The following is a 15,373-nucleotide window of genomic DNA, read 5'->3' as shown; positions in this document are numbered from 1 at the left end:
CTAATTGTTCGGTAGATAATACTCGAATACGCTCAATTATTGATGAATCTATCTCACCAAAGCGCCGATTCAAAAGACGTAAAGTATATTTCAATGCTTCCTTCTGCTCACCCTTCTGCAAAATATCCTGATAAATAACCGATTCTTGCATAATATCCTCCCTTAATAACTGACGAATCAAACCCTTTTCAAATCTCAAACCAGCTAAAATCTCATGTCGAATAGTAATCGAGCAACTTTGGCTATAACTAGTTCTATCTTAATGGCTCAAGATATCACAAATCATTTGAAAATAAATCCTAGCAGAAGTCATGAAAAAGGGACTCCACTAAACCCCAAAATTCCTGATAAGAACATTCGCGATAAATCTTCTTGGATATTGCAAAGTAAACTAAATAGAGAGAGTCCTATTGAAGATAAAATAAATGAACTGTTAGATGTTATCCAAACACAATTAGATTCCTTTAAACAAATAGAAACAAAAATTAATCTTGAAATATATTGCAGTTTTTTCTTAAAAAAAGAAAGTGGTACTTTTTCTTTACCATCAACAACGCTTGCTAAAATAGGTTCAATTCCCATTAATATTATTGTTGCCATATATCCTTACGACTATTCTGGAGAAGATTAACCCTCTTTTATCACTCTCGTAGGGGTAGAATCGCATTGATTAATAAGTTGGGTGAAGACGTACAAGCATCTGTAAATTTAATTAATAATCTGCAATGCGTCGTAACCCAACATTTTACCTACAATTATTTAATTGCTTGCATTCTGCTCAAGCCAAGCAACTAGATCGGATACATTTGAAAAACTTAAAAATTCTTCTCCCAACGCTTCTAATTGTTCGGTAGATAATACTCGAATACGCTCAATTATTGATGAATCTATCTCACCAAAGCGCCGATTTAACAGTCGATTTAAAAAGACAAAGGCTTCTTGTTGCTTTCCCTTCTGCAAAATATCCTGATAAATAACCGATTCCTGCATAATATCCTCACTTAATAATTGACGAATCAAACCCTTTTCAAATCTCAAACCAGCTAAAATCTCAGTATAAGCTGCTGTATTTTGTCTCGTCTCCCTATCTAAAATTTTAGCGACTTCCTGGGCAACCTGCGACAATAAATCTCGCGGGAAATTAGTTCGACACAAAGGTGCTAACGGTAACAATGCCGAATTACCTAAAAATAAGCTAGAATCTTGCTCCCACATTCTTACTGCACGATAGCGGTGTATAGTCGTATCATCCACATACTCTTCAGTAAAAGCAATTTCATCACCCGTCTCCTGTAAAAATATTACCACCTGCATAACCGGACACTTATATTGACGCTTTAACCTCACCGAATAGTCCAACATCCGGAAAGGAATCGCAGGATTAGATTGTGTTAAAGTCTGAAACTCAACATGCAAAATTATATTGGCAGTTTGTATAAAAATAACCGAATCTGCACGAATTGGTTCTAAACTCAACTCAGTTTTCAACACCTTAACATTGGTTGATTCTTCAGCAATTAACCACCTAACAAAATCTGCTGGATATTTCTCCACCAGCACCTTACACACATTATCAAAGCTCACAATATTATTCCAATTAATATCATGATTATATTATAAAATGGCTTAAGTAAGACTTAGATTTTAGGCGATCGCATCTCAAGATTAATCGCCATTCATCTTCAAAAAAAGTTCTATATAATGCTAATTTTTCAAAGCGATCGCATTGATTTTCTGGTTAAGTTGTCGAATGCGTGAAGATAGTTCACGAATAATATTTACAGCTATTTCTGGAGTTTCTTCTATCGCGTCGTATAGTTGCTCTTGAGTTAGTTCTAAACATTCACAAGGTTCTAAAGTGGTTGCGGAGGCAGAACGAGGCTCGGTATCAAATACTGCCATTTCCCCAAAGTATTTTCCCTTATTGACTTCAGCCAGAAGTTTATCACCGATATGAACTTTGACTTTACCGGAAAGAACAATGTAAAGCGATCGCCCTTCTTCTCCCTGTTTAAAAATGGGATAATTAGCAGGAAAGGACAGTTCATCCATCACGGAAGCCAACCGAACAATAAAATCATCCCGTAGTTTCTCAAAAATCGGAACTTGACGAACAAATAATAAACGGTCAACGCTAGTTAGCATAAATGTTAGTGGTTGGTTGATGGTTGATAGTTGATGGTTGATAGTGGTTAGTTGATGGTTGATAGTGGTTAGTCGGTTTCTTGTTGTTTTTTGGAAGCATTGTCAAGATATTTTAGATAAGCATTTAATTTTGGTGACAGTTCATTAATAATTGGTTTCAGCACATTTACTTGTTCAATTGTCAATAACTGACGCATCTGCGCTCGTTTCAACCAGTACCTTGTTTCATATAACGAACCCCTGGCAATTTTTACAAAACGTCGATTATCGGCAAAATTATAACGACCAGATCCTTCGGCAATGTTTGCGCCAATACTATCAGCAGCACGAATAATTTGTTTACCAAGAGTATCTTTTTCAAAATAACTCCATTTAATAACAATATGCCAAATTCGGTCTGATAAGTTCTCAGCTAATTGAAAAACTTGTAAATTTTCAAAGTTTGATTTCTCCATATCTACTCCTCTACTAACCACCAACCACCAATTACTATCAACCAACAACTATCCCCTATCAACCAACAACCATCAACTATCAACTATCAACCAACAACCAACAACTATCACCTATCAACCATCAACTTTTTAAGTTGAGCAACTACAAGAGGGTGTGGATCGTTTTTTAACTGGGGTAAAAGTTCTAGAAGAACGCGAGGTGAAACTACACTTAAATACGCGATCGCTGCTTCTCGCACAAATCCGGTAGGATGACGCAGGGTTGCGATAATTTCGGGAATTGGCAATCGAATACAAGCAACTTGGGCAAAATGAAAACAGCAAGCCAAGCACCAATCGGAAAGTAAATTTCCCTGGCTGATCAATCTGCGAGTGCGATCGCTTAATAACATTTGTTGATATTCAGCCATTCCCTTAGACACTATATGCTGTAGTTTTTCTTCAGGCGATCGCTGATCAAAAATATTCACCAATACAGATTTACTCGGCAAATTAACTGTATGCTCTAAAATTTCTAACCCCCGTCCTAAGTTTACCGCTGACTCAGATCGAAGATTAAACGCCGCTGCCTGTATATTCTCCTGAGAATAAAGCAGTTTCAACAACATCAGCAATCGTTCTTTTCCATTAATTTCTAATTCTAATAGTGCGCGTTTTAGCAACGATAATATAGTAATCTCTCTTTGAGTTGTTTGGTGCTTTTCTGTTTTAAAATCTATATAAGTGGCGTATATTTCTTTCGGGATTTTAAAGTCAATACAAGCGGCGTAAATTTCACCTAAAAAGCTTAATTCCTGCTCAATTAGCGTTTCCACTTTCCTTAGTTCTAACCCATATCCTAAACTAATAATTCCTTCTTTCTTATGTCTTTTAAGTAAAATTTTAAGAATATGATCTCTACTTTTACCCCGAAATAGTTCTAATTGCTGCCATAAAATATCCATTGCTTCCAGAGTAGGAATTTGACCAATAGTGCGCCAAGCGTACATTCGCACTACATCCGGTTTATAAATATTAGTAGCAAGGCTCAACAGCATCGGTAAAGCTTCATTTTCTAATTGAACTAAAGCAAGCATTGCTGTATTGCGAGTTGATTTATAGCAAAGCCCTGCTAATAACGCTGAATAATATTCTTCTAATTGGTTTGCCACAATCATTTCTAATACAGCACGACGCACCCGTAAAGAGTCATCTTGCAATAAATTGGGAATATGAATTCGCAACGCTTGTAAATAAACTGCTTCTGTTAATACTTTGACTCCATTCATTCGTTCAATTTCAAGTTTATGTGTCAGCATTTTTCGCAGAGTATGCATTGCTGCTACTTTTTGCATTGGTGTTCCTTGACGTAACAGCAAGGCAGCAGCAGTACCTCGGATAAGTGAATTTTCTCGCGGGTGCAGATACTCTTCTAATTTCCCTAAATCTGGATTTTCTTCAGCTAGCCAAATGTAGCGTAAGCTCAGAGCAAAAACTTCTGGGGTAAGATTTTCTTGACGCTGTGCTAATAAAGTGCGGACTTCAGGTAAATAAGCTGCATTTGCACCTGCTGCAAGCATCACTTCCAAACTAGACTTTTGTAAATCTGGAGATAGCTTGACTAACATGGATGCTAAAACTTCTGCGGCACCTTGGAGGTCAAATTGAGATAAAAGTTCAATGCAAGAGCGTTTATCTGCTTCTGTGCCTTTTTCTGCTAAAGTTTTTATTACTACCTGCTTGAATAATGGCAAATCTATATTTGAAGCATTGATTTGACCTTGTTCTGCACTTGAAACTAACAGTTCAACATAACCTTTTTGTAGTAACCAAATTACGCCGAGACAAATCCCAGCAGCGATCGCTGTTAAGAGCAATAATATTAAGTCGTGTCCGTTGATGGGCAAAAACCGCCTACATAGCCACAAAGTAACTAAAATGACTACCCCTGCCGTTCCAGCACCAAACGCTTCCGCAACCCCACCGGAAAATGTTTGCACACGAGAGCGAATTTTCGCGGGTATTGGTTGAAACAGCAGTGGTCCGCTACTCGCGACAAAGGTATAGCGCAGAAGTTCGTCTAGAAACTTGATAATCACTAAACCCCAGAAAAAGTTTTGCCCTTGTATCACCACAAATAAACCGAGTAACGGGATAACTATTGGGATCAAAACTATGACGCTTGCTGGTAATGTGGCAACGGCAACAAACACCCCAGAACGTTCAAGCAATCGGCTGGAGATAAACCACTGCATCGTTAACTCGCACAGTCCGGTAATTCCACCAAATATCCCCAGAAAGCTGGCGATTTGTTTGTCGTTATAATTTAACTTCAGTTGAGTCAGATACTGAAAATCGATTAAAATCCCCATGACTTGCAGCAAAGCAAAAAACGCAAACAACAGTAATGCATAGCGCTTCACAGGACCTGTAAGACGGCTTTTTGTGGAACGTGATGTTGTGGTCGGAATCAATCGTTGGGGAGTATTGGGAAAAGCTTGACGGTACTTGTGAGTGAGATACCAGAGAATTAGAGTTCCCAAAACGATGAAGGTAGCAGCGAAGGGAACGATGACGTTATGCAGTCCGACAAATAGCAGCAGTAAAGGTAAACTAAAACCGCTGAGGACATCAGCAACTAAAATACCACTGCTGACTAATGGGTAGGTGCGCTTAATCTCGCGAATATTGAATAATTGATTGGCGGCAATTGAGGTATTGAGGTCGTTGATAATGTAAAAGGCATCTACCCACAAGCGTAGTAGAAATATGCTAATAACGTGAAACGGTGAAACTTGCAAACCAAAAGGTAGTAAAATTAGTGGCACAAACATAAAAGGTGCGATCGCCACAATTACCAAGCGCAAGGGAAAAATCTTTTGCAGCCAAGAATAAAAAAAAACCAGTACACAACCAAGCGCTGCACTAGCAATATAAATCCAAGGCAGTGACTTTGCCCCATATTGATCTAAAAAAAGCGCGAGTGTACTATCCTCAGACCACCGCAATCCTATAGATGTAATTGTATAAAAAGCAAACATTAACAATGTGCGATCGCTCTCCTCCGCTCGGAGATTCACCCATTTCAGCAATCGGTTAAGAACACCTTTGTTTTTCGCAGCAAAAGAGAGATTTTTTAGTTCCATGCAAGTTGTATTTTCTAGGGATTAGGGATTAGGGACTAGGAATTAGGGACTAGGGATTAGGGATTAGGGATTAGGGATTAGGAAAAAGATTATTCACATTGATCTGTTTCTTCCTAGTCCCCAGTCCCCAGTCCCCAGTCCCCAGTCCCCAGTCCCTAGTCCCCAGTGCCCAAAAATGACAAAAGTCCTGAGCAACTGAGTATTATCTTTCCCACTCAGCGCTCAAGACTATCGTTTGTTAATTTATTTAAATGACCTATGACATCATGTCGGTTTAATTAACAATAAAAACCTACCTACCGTCGTAGAGACGTTCCGGCGGAACGTCTCTACATTGTAAATAAATAATAAACCGTCATGATATGAGTCGATTTTATTTATGTTTTAGAGAAGAAAACTTCTCTAAAACAATCGGATCGTTATTTCTTAGGCGATATGAGCATCATCATGTTTCGCCCTTCTTTTTTGGGCATTTGCTGGACCTCACCAAATGGCTCTAAGTCAGTAGCCATTCGTTTGAGCAAAGTTTCTGCTAGGTCGCTGTGTTGAATTTCCCGACCTCGGAACATCACAGTGGCTTTGACTTTATCACCATCTTTCAAAAACCGCTCTGCTTGCTTGACACGCACATTGTAGTCATGTTCTTCTATTTTGTAGCGCATCTTCACTTCTTTGACGTCAGCGGTGTGCTGCTTTTTCCGGGCTTCCCGCGCCTTCTTTTCCTGCTCGAATTTGTATTTCCCATAGTCCATAATCCGACAAACCGGCGGGTCAGCCTTGTCACTGAGTAGCACCAGATCAAGTTCTTTTTCTTCTGCTAGTTGCAGTGCTTCCTGAGGAGTGATTATTCCTAGTTGGGCGCCATCAGTATCAATGACCCGAATTTTCGGGAAGCGAATTCTTTCATTAATTTGGGGCAGATCGCGAGTTCTTTTTTTCTCAATCACAGGCGTCATGTATGATTTTTGGGGGCTGTTTGGTTGTAAAGAATTGGACTTGGTGTTGATTTGTACGCCTCAAGAAGCGCGATCGCGCTTCTTGAGGACTGAAACTTAAAAAATAAGCTATAGTTCTATGGTAGCTAATCCATAAAGTACTTTATTGGTTGTGGTATATGTCATTCTACTCACTGTGAGAGAATTTCTGCCCAATAGTTAATCTAAATTACACAACACTTATAAACTTTAACTATTGTAACATTTAAAACATATTTATTAAAATGTATAATTTAATACTAAATCACATAAAATAGTACTTAATCTAAAAAGTTTATATATATTTAAATTGGCTTTTGTAGCTAGATAAGACTAACAAGTTGCGATCGCCTTAAAATGGAAATAAGCTGATAAATTGGAGGAAAGTGTGACCACTCAGGTACACTGGCAGCAAAGAGTTGGTAATCAAAGAGACTGGGTTTGGCGGGGTAGACAAATCCGCTACACGTATATTCGCCCTACCGCAAATAAGCACTCAGACACACCTTTAATTTTGCTGCATGGATTTGGCGCTTCAATTGGTCATTGGCGACACAATTTAGAAGTGTTAGGCGATCGCCATACAGTATATGCTTTAGATATGCTGGGTTTTGGCGCTTCCGAAAAAGCTCCTGTAAATTACAGCGTCGAACTTTGGGCAGAGCAAGTTTACGACTTTTGGAAAGCATTTATCCGCCAACCAGTGGTATTAATCGGTAATTCCAATGGTTCGTTGATTTCCTTAGCGATCGCTGCCGCTCATCCGGAAATGGTGCAAGGAATCGTGATGATGAGTTTACCCGATCCATCATTAGAGCAAGAAGCGATCCCGGCTTTCCTCAGACCGGTAGTCATGGCAATCAAAAACCTTGTCGCTTCCCCCTTAATCCTCAAACCGATATTTCACTTTGTTCGTCAACCCGGTATTTTGCGTCTTTGGGCAAGTATTGCTTATGCGAACCCAGAAGCGATCACCGATGAACTGATAGAAATTTTAGCAGGTCCACCGCAAGACCGGGGTTCTGCGCGGGCTTTTAGTGCTTTATTTAAAGCAGCGATCGGTGTTAACTTTAGTCCTAATGTCAAGGCAGTGTTACCAACCTTAACAATTCCTATGCTGTTAATTTGGGGACAAAAAGACCGATTTGTTCCCCCAATACTTGCAAATCGATTTATACAGTACAACGATAAATTGCAACTGTTAAACCTAGAAGATGTAGGTCATTGTCCCCATGACGAATGTCCAGAACGAGTCAACCAAGCTATTTTAGATTGGGTTGAGACATGTAGTAAGCACTGAGCGTGCTTTAAAAGCAGAGGACTAAAGTCCTCACTACGAGTTTCTACCCAATTGTTACTTGACCAGTATCAACACCAGTAGCCCCACTAACCGATCGCGCTACAGAAACCATTTTGTTTAAAATCTCTTGGCTGGGAACTTTGCCTTTTAAGACTACAGTTCCGGTAGTTTGAGCAACCCAAAGTGTATCAACATCATCCAGTTGGTCATCTTGATCGAACGCTAAAGCAACCCGCTTTGCCAAACCACTTTGATCGTACTCTCCATTCAGCCCTACACGCTCTGGGGGAATTGATTGAGTAGCAGCAGGTGCAGCAGTACTAACAGCTTGTGGTACTGGCTGGGGATCAGGATTTACTTGTGCATTTTCGGGTTTTTCCATACCGAAAAGTCTTTTTAACCAACCCATAAACGCTTTTCTCCTTTAAAAATTCATGACAACTTGAGTATAAAAGCTGTCATCTCAAATTGACATCTACCTATGAAAAGAGAATAATCTAGTTTGCGGTATGATTTCGGCACAACTTCAAAAAATAAGTTTAAAAAAAGCATGTCCTTAGTTTATAATAAAATGTTAGACTAAAAATTTTGGATTTCTGAATTGCAGTTGGTAGAGACGTTCCGGCGGAACGTCTTTACTACAATAAATTATGGATTTGATGCTAATATTCAGCAACGCCAAAAATTTAGCAGTTACGCATAACGTAGATAGAAAATAATGTCTGCGTTAGAAAAATGTTGCCCTAGCCAAAACAGCCGCGAAATGAAACACACTCTTTCTGTTCTTGTAGAAGATGAAGCGGGAGTTCTTTCCCGAATTTCTAGTTTATTTGCCCGTCGCGGTTTTAACATTGAAAGCCTTGCCGTTGGTCCAGCGGAGCAGGGAGGAGTCTCGCGGATTACAATGGTTGTACCAGGTGACGATCGCGTAATCGAGCAACTTACCAAGCAACTATACAAGTTAGTGAATGTCCTTAAAGTGCAAGACATTACCGAGACTCCTTGTGTAGAGCGAGAATTGATGCTGCTGAAGGTAAATGCAAATAGTAACAACCGTGGAGAAATTATCGAATTATCTCAGATTTTTCGCTCGCGAGTCGTAGATGTGGCAGAAGATTCCCTCACTTTGGAAGTTGTAGGCGATCCAGGTAAAATGGTAGCGATCGTGCAAGTGTTACAAAAATTTGGTTTAAAGGAAATAGCGAGAACAGGCAAAATTTCTTTAATTCGTGAGTCAGGTGTCAATACTGAATTGCTCAAGTCTTTGGAAGCAAAAGTTTAGTCAAGGGAAAGGGGAAAGGAAGAAGAAAAACTTTAATATGCGTTGCCTGATCCCAAGAGACGTAGCAATGCTACGTCTCTACATCTTTTCTAATCAGGACTTACGCAGGGACTACATATTTCTGTCATTGCGACGTGAGGAAGCAATCTCAAAGTCTTGTTTTCTGGTAATGAGTGCGTAAGTCCTACTAATATCTATCATCCATCACTAATCAGCAAAACAATTTTACCTGTTACAGACCCACTTTCCAATAATTGATGAGCTTTCGCTGCTTTTTCTAAAGGAAAAGTTTGACTAACATGAATTTTCAACTTGCCCTCATCAATCCAAGTAGCACACTGTTCTAAAATGTCTGCTTGATGCTTTTGTGCTTCCACTAAACCCTGCGACATTGGCGTCAACATTAATTCAAAACCAATGCGGAGATTACGCAGTCGTGCCGCTTTCCAAATTGTATTTGCATCAGGTTCCAAAATAGTCACAATATCGCCATATACACGCACTGCGGGAAAGGTTTTGTGAAAAGTTTCTCCACCCACGGTATCAAAAGCTAAATCTACACCTTCACCATTTGTCCAATTTAAAGCAGCTTGTACAAAATCGGTTTGTTTGTAAAAAATTACTTCGTCAGCACCTAGTTGTTTCACAAAATCAGCTTTTTCCTGAGAACTCACAGTTGTGCAGACATCAGCGCCTTTAAGCTTCGCTAGTTGAATTGCTACATGTCCAACACCACCGGCACCCGCATGAATCAAAACTTTTTCTCCAGGTTGCAGTCGTCCTCGTTCATACAACGCTTCCCAAGCGGTAATTAACACCAAAGGTGCAGCCGCAGCTTCTACAAAGGATGCTTTATCAGGTTTACGGGCAACAAATCGCTCATCGATAACAGTAAATTCCGCATAATTGCCTTGATGTGCGCCCAATCCGCCATTACAAAAATATACCTCATCCCCTACGCGAAAACGCCCAACGGCAGCACCGACAGCTTCAACGACACCTGCACCATCACATCCTAAAACGGCAGGCATATTATCTGGGTAAAAAGTGCCGCGTTTGCGAAGTTTTGTATCAATCGGGTTAACTCCAGCTGCTACCAAGCGTACCAGAAGTTCCGTTTCTCCTGGGGGGACGGCAGGATTTGCTATAGACTGGATTTGCAGAACTTCGGGATTACCAGGTGCTGTCATTAAGACTGCTTTCACGATTTTTTCCTCCGCTTTCTTCTATTAATGCATCTTTCTGCCGCCATTTGATACCCGCAAGACAAAGTTTTTTACAGAGCGATCGCTAGAATATATATTTTTTCGGAATTGGCGATCGCTAATCGGTAATTATTCCTTGAATCATCTACCAAGCGATAAAATCACCTTATCGGGTGAATCGATTGGAGGAAGTATAGTAGCACGCGCCCAACCTAAATAGAACTAGAGCGAATCCAAGGAAATAAAATTAAGATGAACGTGGAAAGCAACAATAAAAAAGACCGTATTTTTATCTCCTACATGTTAAATTTAGTCGCGTTTTTTACCTTATTGAACGGACTGCATCGTTTATATAATGGCAAGATCGGGACGGGTTTGCTGTGGCTCTTTACCTTCGGTTTTTTTGGTTTTGGACAGTTTGTAGATTTGTTCCTCATCTCTAATATGGTTGAAGAACACGATCAAAAACTCAGGTTAAAAGCAGGTTTGTCTCCATTGGGTGTACCGTTGACTCAAACTGCTGTTGCTTCCCAAGTTTATCAACCCAGTGGCAATCAACTGATGGTTAAACTGTTAGAAGCCGCAGAAAGTCGCGGTGGTACGCTAACTGTAACGCAAGGTGTCAAAGCAACTGGAGTCAGCTTTACAGAAGTGGAAGCTGTACTCAAGGAAATGCTAAAATCAGGTTATGTAAAAATAGATAACGACCCCGTTAGTGGAGCCGTAACTTATCACTTTCACGAAATTTAAGAATTTTGTTGGTTGATAGTGGATAGTTGTTAGTTGTTGCTTGACGGTTAACAGTCAATAGTTATCAACTTACAACTAACCACTATCCACCAACAACTATCAACTAACCCTTAACTAATTCCTACCTAACCACTTTTGACCATTCAAGCGCTGCACGAGACCATATACCATTAAGTCAAGTGTCATTTTGCGCTCATCGATTAAGAATGACTCAAGAGTGCTCGGTTTTTTGCCTTCGTTGCAAGAAAACCCTTTTTTCCCTTGAATATCTTCATCTAGGAAATATAAGTTAAACTGGCGCAGACCGTTTTGCAATTTGCCCAGAATTTGCCAGCATTCTTCAGATGTATCAAAGCCAACAATGGAAAGCTTCTGCTTGGCAAAACTCAATTGTACATCTTGCACACCTTGTTGAGCGATCGCTTTTTGCAAAGCTGGCAAATAGTATTGCTCTACAAATTCTACAAAAGGCTTATCTTCAAGAGCTGGAGGTTTCTCTTTTTTAGCCGCTTTGGCTGCTGCGGGTTTGTCTTCAACTCCTTCTTTCGCTGCCGGCTTTTCTCCCTTAGGTGCAGCAGGCTTTTTAGCTTTAGCCGCATTTGGGTTTACTTCTGCATTTGCGGCTTCAGGATCTGGTGCATTAGCTGTGGGGATATCTGTTGCTTCTGGGGAGTCGGTGCTGGGAGCATGTTCTTCAGCAACATCGGGAGCCTGTTTTTCAACAGTGCTGGGAGCCACCTCTCCCGCTTGATTGTGATTGGTTTCTTCTGCCATAGCTCAGGTCAATCCTTTATCTAGCTAATAGAGCGATCAAATAGCTCACCTTAAGGTATCAGGTATTTTCATTTTGACATAAGTCGGAGAACTGATAAATAAAAATAAGGTTTTGCGATTACGTTTGCTCTTGGCTACAGTTTTTAATTGCCTCTTGTAGCAACTCGCTGTTCACATCCCACCATTCTTTCAACTCAATTAAAACCGGATATAAAGAACTATCTCCTATTTCTCTTGCAGCTTCAACAGGTAATGTGCCAACGGAATCACCGGATAGTTCTTTTATTAAGAAAGTTATGACTCTTTTATCTTTTCTTTTTGCTAAACCCAGTAATGCTTCTCCACGAATTTCTGCTTCTAAATCTGTATCACCTTTTTCATCTACCACCCGCTGAAATAAAGCATCTCTAATTGCTTGAGTATCAGTTTCTATCATATCGCCCAATCCAAAAGTTGCCCAATTTCTCACGTCTTGATTCTCATCGGCAGACAATTCGATTAGTGCGTTGATTGCTAGTTCATCTTCTTGTCCTAACAAACCAAAAACAATACTCTCACGTACATCAGCACGGAAGTGATTTTTAAATTTAACTAATGGTGCAACTCCTCTAGAATCTTTTAGATGTCCTAAAGCAAATGCAATTGCAATCACAACATCTATATTTTCTTCGTTTTCCAGCAGTTTAAGAAGAATTACTCCAGACTCATCAGCAAAGTCCTTTTTCGGTGTTCCTAGCTGTGCAAGTATGTGAACTCCCAATTCTCTAAAATTGTAATTTTTGCTTTCACACAATTTTGACGCAGCTTCAAATACTTCATAACTGCCACGACATCGCAAAACCCCTACAATATCCCAATAAGCATCTTCACTTTTAAGAGACTTGCACAGAAAAAAATCTAATAACATTTTTTGTAGGGCAGGTGTTTCATTTACCATTGAAAGGCAAAATACCTGTCCTACATAATCATTTATTTCTTGAACTTTTTTAATACCTATTGCAAGTTCAATCAACTCTTGTGTGCTTTTAGAGTGATTTTGCTTATCTTGATTATGGATTGATTCTGAGTTCATTTTAAGTCGGAAACGAAGCTTCGACGCTCCTAGAGGCAGAGCCTATTCTTAGGCATTCCCAGGTTGAACCTGGGAACGAGATATCTCTTCTGAATGAGTGACTTTTGACTCTTGACTTCTTATTTCAACCACCAGCGACAGCGGGAACGATACTTACTTGATCACCATCTTTGAGGGGTGTATTTGTCCCTTCTAAAAAACGGATGTCTTCATCGTTAACATATAAATTCAAAAACCGCCGTAGTTGTCCTTTCTCATCGCACAAAGACGACTTGATACCAGGACAGCTTTTCTCTAATGAGTCCAACAGTTGAGCAATGTTGCTACCGCTACATTCTAGAGTAGCTTGGTTGTTGGTGAATTTCTGAAGAGGAGTAGGAACTAAAACTTTTACTGACATAGTGAAGTGATGGTTGATTGTTGATGGTTGTTAGTTGATGGTTGATGGTTGATGGTTGGAAAATTCATAACCACTAACCATGTACAGACGCGATTAATCGCGTCTCTACTTCTAACCACTTACTAAACAAGTACTTGTTGCCATTCTAGGCGGTCGAGTGTACGCGATCGCTCTAGTGCGCGTTCAAAACTATCGAGTTTGGCATCAATTGTCAAAGGTTCACCAACGTAACCTTGTACTGCTTCTTGGGTTTTCAAACCATTGCCAGTAATGTAAACCACGGTAGTTTCATCTGGATCTATTTTGCCAGCTTCTACCAATTTTTTCAGTACGGCAACGGTTGTACCACCAGCGGTTTCGGTGAAGATGCCTTCGGTTTCTGCCAAGAGCTTCATGCCTTCAATGATTTCTGCATCATTGACTGACTCAATATTACCATTTGTTTTCTTAGCTATTTCCACAGCATAAATGCCATCAGCGGGGTTGCCGATCGCAAGGGATTTCGCTATTGTATTCGGTTTCACTGGCTTAATAAAGTCGCGTCCTTCACGGAATGCCTCGGCAATTGGTGAACAACCTTCAGCTTGGGCGCCACTAAAACGCACCTTTTTACCTTCCACCAAACCGACTTCGACAAATTCGTTAAAACCTTTGTAAATTTTTGAGAACAACGAACCAGAGGCAAGGGGAGCAACGATGTGATCTGGTAATTCCCAACCTAGTTGTTCAGCAACTTCATAAGCTAGAGTCTTGGAACCTTCTGAGTAATAGGGACGTAAATTAATATTGACAAAACCCCAGCCATGTGTATTGGCGACTTCACAACAAAGGCGATTAACTTGATCGTAATTGCCTTTAACAGCCATGAGGGTAGGACTGTAGATCAAACTACCGAGGATTTTACCAGCTTCTAAATCAGCGGGGATGAATACGCAACAATCTAAACCGGCGTGAGCAGCGATCGCAGCGGTAGAATTTGCTAAGTTGCCGGTGCTAGCACAGGATACTGTTGTGAAACCCAATTCACGCGCACGAGAAAGAGCAACTGACACCACCCGATCTTTGAAGCTGAGGGTGGGCATGTTGACGGCATCATTCTTTATATATAGTTTATTTAAACCGAGGCGACGCGCCAAGCGATTGGAACGCACCAAAGGAGTCATACCAGTTCCCACATCTATAACATTATCTGTAGCGACGGGTAGAAAGGGACGGTAACGCCAAATTGAATTTGGTCCAGCTTGAATAGTTTCACGGGTGACAGTCTGACGCAAGGCGTTGTAATCATACTTGACTTCTAATGGACCAAAGCACAACTCACAAACATGGCTGGCTTTTAGTTCATATTCTGCGCCACATTCCTTACACTTGAGGGCTTCCAAGTAAGCAGTGGTGGTTTGGTTTAAGTGTGCGATCGCTCTCGTCATAAAACAACTTCCCTGTGTCTTCGTCAACTTTGGATTGATGCTACCACGAGCCAAAATACTAGTCAAACATACCCGACAAATTTTGTCGGGATTGATTTGGCAATGAAAATGGGGGTTCTTTTTCACACGAAAATCCACTTCACCCACCGCTAACCGGGGGAATCAACACCACTTCATCGCCATCTTGCAAGATCGTATCTGCTTCCACAAATTGCAGATTCACGCCAAAACGGGTGATTTCTCGCCATTGAGCAAGTTCGGGGTGTTCGGCAATTAGGCGATCGCATACCCCAGCTACTGTTGTACCATCAGGTAATTCCAGCATCAGTTCTGCAACTTTATAAGCTTCTTGATAAACAGCGAATAACTTAACGGTGACGGTGTTGGACATAAAACAATAGGAAAAAAATTAACGCTGCTGTTGTGAGAACTTGCAGCACTGATAACCGATTTTAATACTAATT

The 15,373-nt window shown here is 40.3% G+C and carries 16 protein-coding genes and 1 pseudogene; 4 read left to right on the top strand and 13 right to left on the bottom strand.

The features are described from left to right. Positions 1–214, bottom strand: a pseudogene (locus tag TOL9009_RS43305) (DUF4351 domain-containing protein); the annotation flags it as partial. A gap of 48 nt (positions 215–262) precedes the next feature. Here TOL9009_RS43305 and TOL9009_RS0110805 point away from each other — a divergent pair. After that, complete coding sequence (locus tag TOL9009_RS0110805; protein WP_221928644.1) at positions 263–631, top strand: DUF4279 domain-containing protein; 369 nt, start codon at positions 263–265, stop codon at positions 629–631. A 128-nt stretch (positions 632–759) separates the two neighbouring features. Here the strand turns inward: TOL9009_RS0110805 and TOL9009_RS0110800 are convergent, their stop codons facing one another. From TOL9009_RS0110800 to infC, 5 genes are all read right to left on the bottom strand, one after another. After that, positions 760–1,584 (bottom strand): DUF4351 domain-containing protein, encoded by an 825-nt coding sequence (locus tag TOL9009_RS0110800; RefSeq protein WP_029632816.1) that lies wholly within the window; start codon positions 1,582–1,584, stop codon positions 760–762. Positions 1,585–1,704: 120 nt separating this feature from the next. Next, positions 1,705–2,145, bottom strand: a complete 441-nt coding sequence (locus tag TOL9009_RS0110795) for a Crp/Fnr family transcriptional regulator (protein ID WP_029632815.1) — start codon at positions 2,143–2,145, stop codon at positions 1,705–1,707. Positions 2,146–2,213: 68 nt separating this feature from the next. Continuing rightward, positions 2,214–2,600, bottom strand: a complete 387-nt coding sequence (locus TOL9009_RS0110790) for a four helix bundle protein (protein ID WP_029632814.1) — start codon at positions 2,598–2,600, stop codon at positions 2,214–2,216. A gap of 107 nt (positions 2,601–2,707) precedes the next feature. Then, positions 2,708–5,725, bottom strand: coding sequence for a hypothetical protein (locus TOL9009_RS0110785; RefSeq protein WP_029632813.1), 3,018 nt, complete (start codon positions 5,723–5,725; stop codon positions 2,708–2,710). 419 nt (positions 5,726–6,144) lie between these two features. Continuing rightward, entirely contained in the window at positions 6,145–6,681 is a 537-nt protein-coding gene (infC, locus tag TOL9009_RS0110780; protein WP_038296281.1) for a translation initiation factor IF-3, read from the bottom strand. 406 nt (positions 6,682–7,087) lie between these two features. On the opposite strand from infC, the gene TOL9009_RS0110770 reads away from it, so the two are divergent. Further along, positions 7,088–7,999: an alpha/beta fold hydrolase gene (locus tag TOL9009_RS0110770; protein ID WP_029632811.1), complete on the top strand. Its 912-nt coding sequence runs from the start codon at positions 7,088–7,090 to the stop codon at positions 7,997–7,999. A gap of 43 nt (positions 8,000–8,042) precedes the next feature. On the opposite strand, the gene TOL9009_RS0110765 is transcribed toward TOL9009_RS0110770, so the two are convergent. Then, positions 8,043–8,408, bottom strand: coding sequence for a BON domain-containing protein (locus tag TOL9009_RS0110765; RefSeq protein ID WP_029632810.1), 366 nt, complete (start codon positions 8,406–8,408; stop codon positions 8,043–8,045). A gap of 354 nt (positions 8,409–8,762) precedes the next feature. Here TOL9009_RS0110765 and ilvN point away from each other — a divergent pair, with 354 nt between their 5' ends. Further along, positions 8,763–9,281 carry an acetolactate synthase small subunit gene (ilvN, locus tag TOL9009_RS0110760; RefSeq protein ID WP_029632809.1) on the top strand — a complete coding sequence of 173 codons (519 nt, stop codon included), beginning with the start codon at positions 8,763–8,765 and terminating at the stop codon, positions 9,279–9,281. 197 nt (positions 9,282–9,478) lie between these two features. On the opposite strand, the gene TOL9009_RS0110755 is transcribed toward ilvN, so the two are convergent. After that, positions 9,479–10,486: a zinc-dependent alcohol dehydrogenase family protein gene (locus tag TOL9009_RS0110755; protein ID WP_029632808.1), complete on the bottom strand. Its 1,008-nt coding sequence runs from the start codon at positions 10,484–10,486 to the stop codon at positions 9,479–9,481. Between the two features lie 252 nt (positions 10,487–10,738). Between TOL9009_RS0110755 and TOL9009_RS0110750 the strand changes: the two genes are divergently transcribed. After that, the gene (locus TOL9009_RS0110750; protein WP_029632807.1) at positions 10,739–11,236 is read left to right on the top strand and encodes an NINE protein; all 498 of its coding nucleotides are present in this window, start codon (positions 10,739–10,741) and stop codon (positions 11,234–11,236) included. A 114-nt stretch (positions 11,237–11,350) separates the two neighbouring features. Here TOL9009_RS0110750 and TOL9009_RS0110745 read toward each other — a convergent pair whose 3' ends face one another. The 5 genes from TOL9009_RS0110745 to TOL9009_RS0110725 form a co-directional block, all read right to left on the bottom strand. Next, entirely contained in the window at positions 11,351–12,010 is a 660-nt protein-coding gene (locus TOL9009_RS0110745; protein WP_029632806.1) for a DUF2996 domain-containing protein, read from the bottom strand. Between the two features lie 118 nt (positions 12,011–12,128). Further along, on the bottom strand, positions 12,129–13,082 hold the full coding sequence (locus TOL9009_RS0110740; RefSeq protein ID WP_029632805.1) for a HEAT repeat domain-containing protein: 954 nt from the start codon (positions 13,080–13,082) through the stop codon (positions 12,129–12,131). 124 nt (positions 13,083–13,206) lie between these two features. Next, complete coding sequence (locus TOL9009_RS0110735) at positions 13,207–13,482, bottom strand: MoaD/ThiS family protein (protein WP_029632804.1); 276 nt, start codon at positions 13,480–13,482, stop codon at positions 13,207–13,209. 122 nt (positions 13,483–13,604) lie between these two features. After that, positions 13,605–14,909 carry a threonine synthase gene (gene thrC / locus TOL9009_RS0110730; protein WP_029632803.1) on the bottom strand — a complete coding sequence of 435 codons (1,305 nt, stop codon included), beginning with the start codon at positions 14,907–14,909 and terminating at the stop codon, positions 13,605–13,607. A 139-nt stretch (positions 14,910–15,048) separates the two neighbouring features. Next, positions 15,049–15,300, bottom strand: a complete 252-nt coding sequence (locus tag TOL9009_RS0110725; protein WP_029632802.1) for a MoaD/ThiS family protein — start codon at positions 15,298–15,300, stop codon at positions 15,049–15,051. Positions 15,301–15,373 lie beyond the last annotated feature (73 nt).

The sequence above is a fragment of the [Scytonema hofmanni] UTEX 2349 genome (assembly GCF_000582685.1).
GTDB lineage: Bacteria > Cyanobacteriota > Cyanobacteriia > Cyanobacteriales > Nostocaceae > Hassallia > Hassallia hofmanni.
This window is presented reverse-complemented; position numbering and strand designations above follow the sequence as displayed.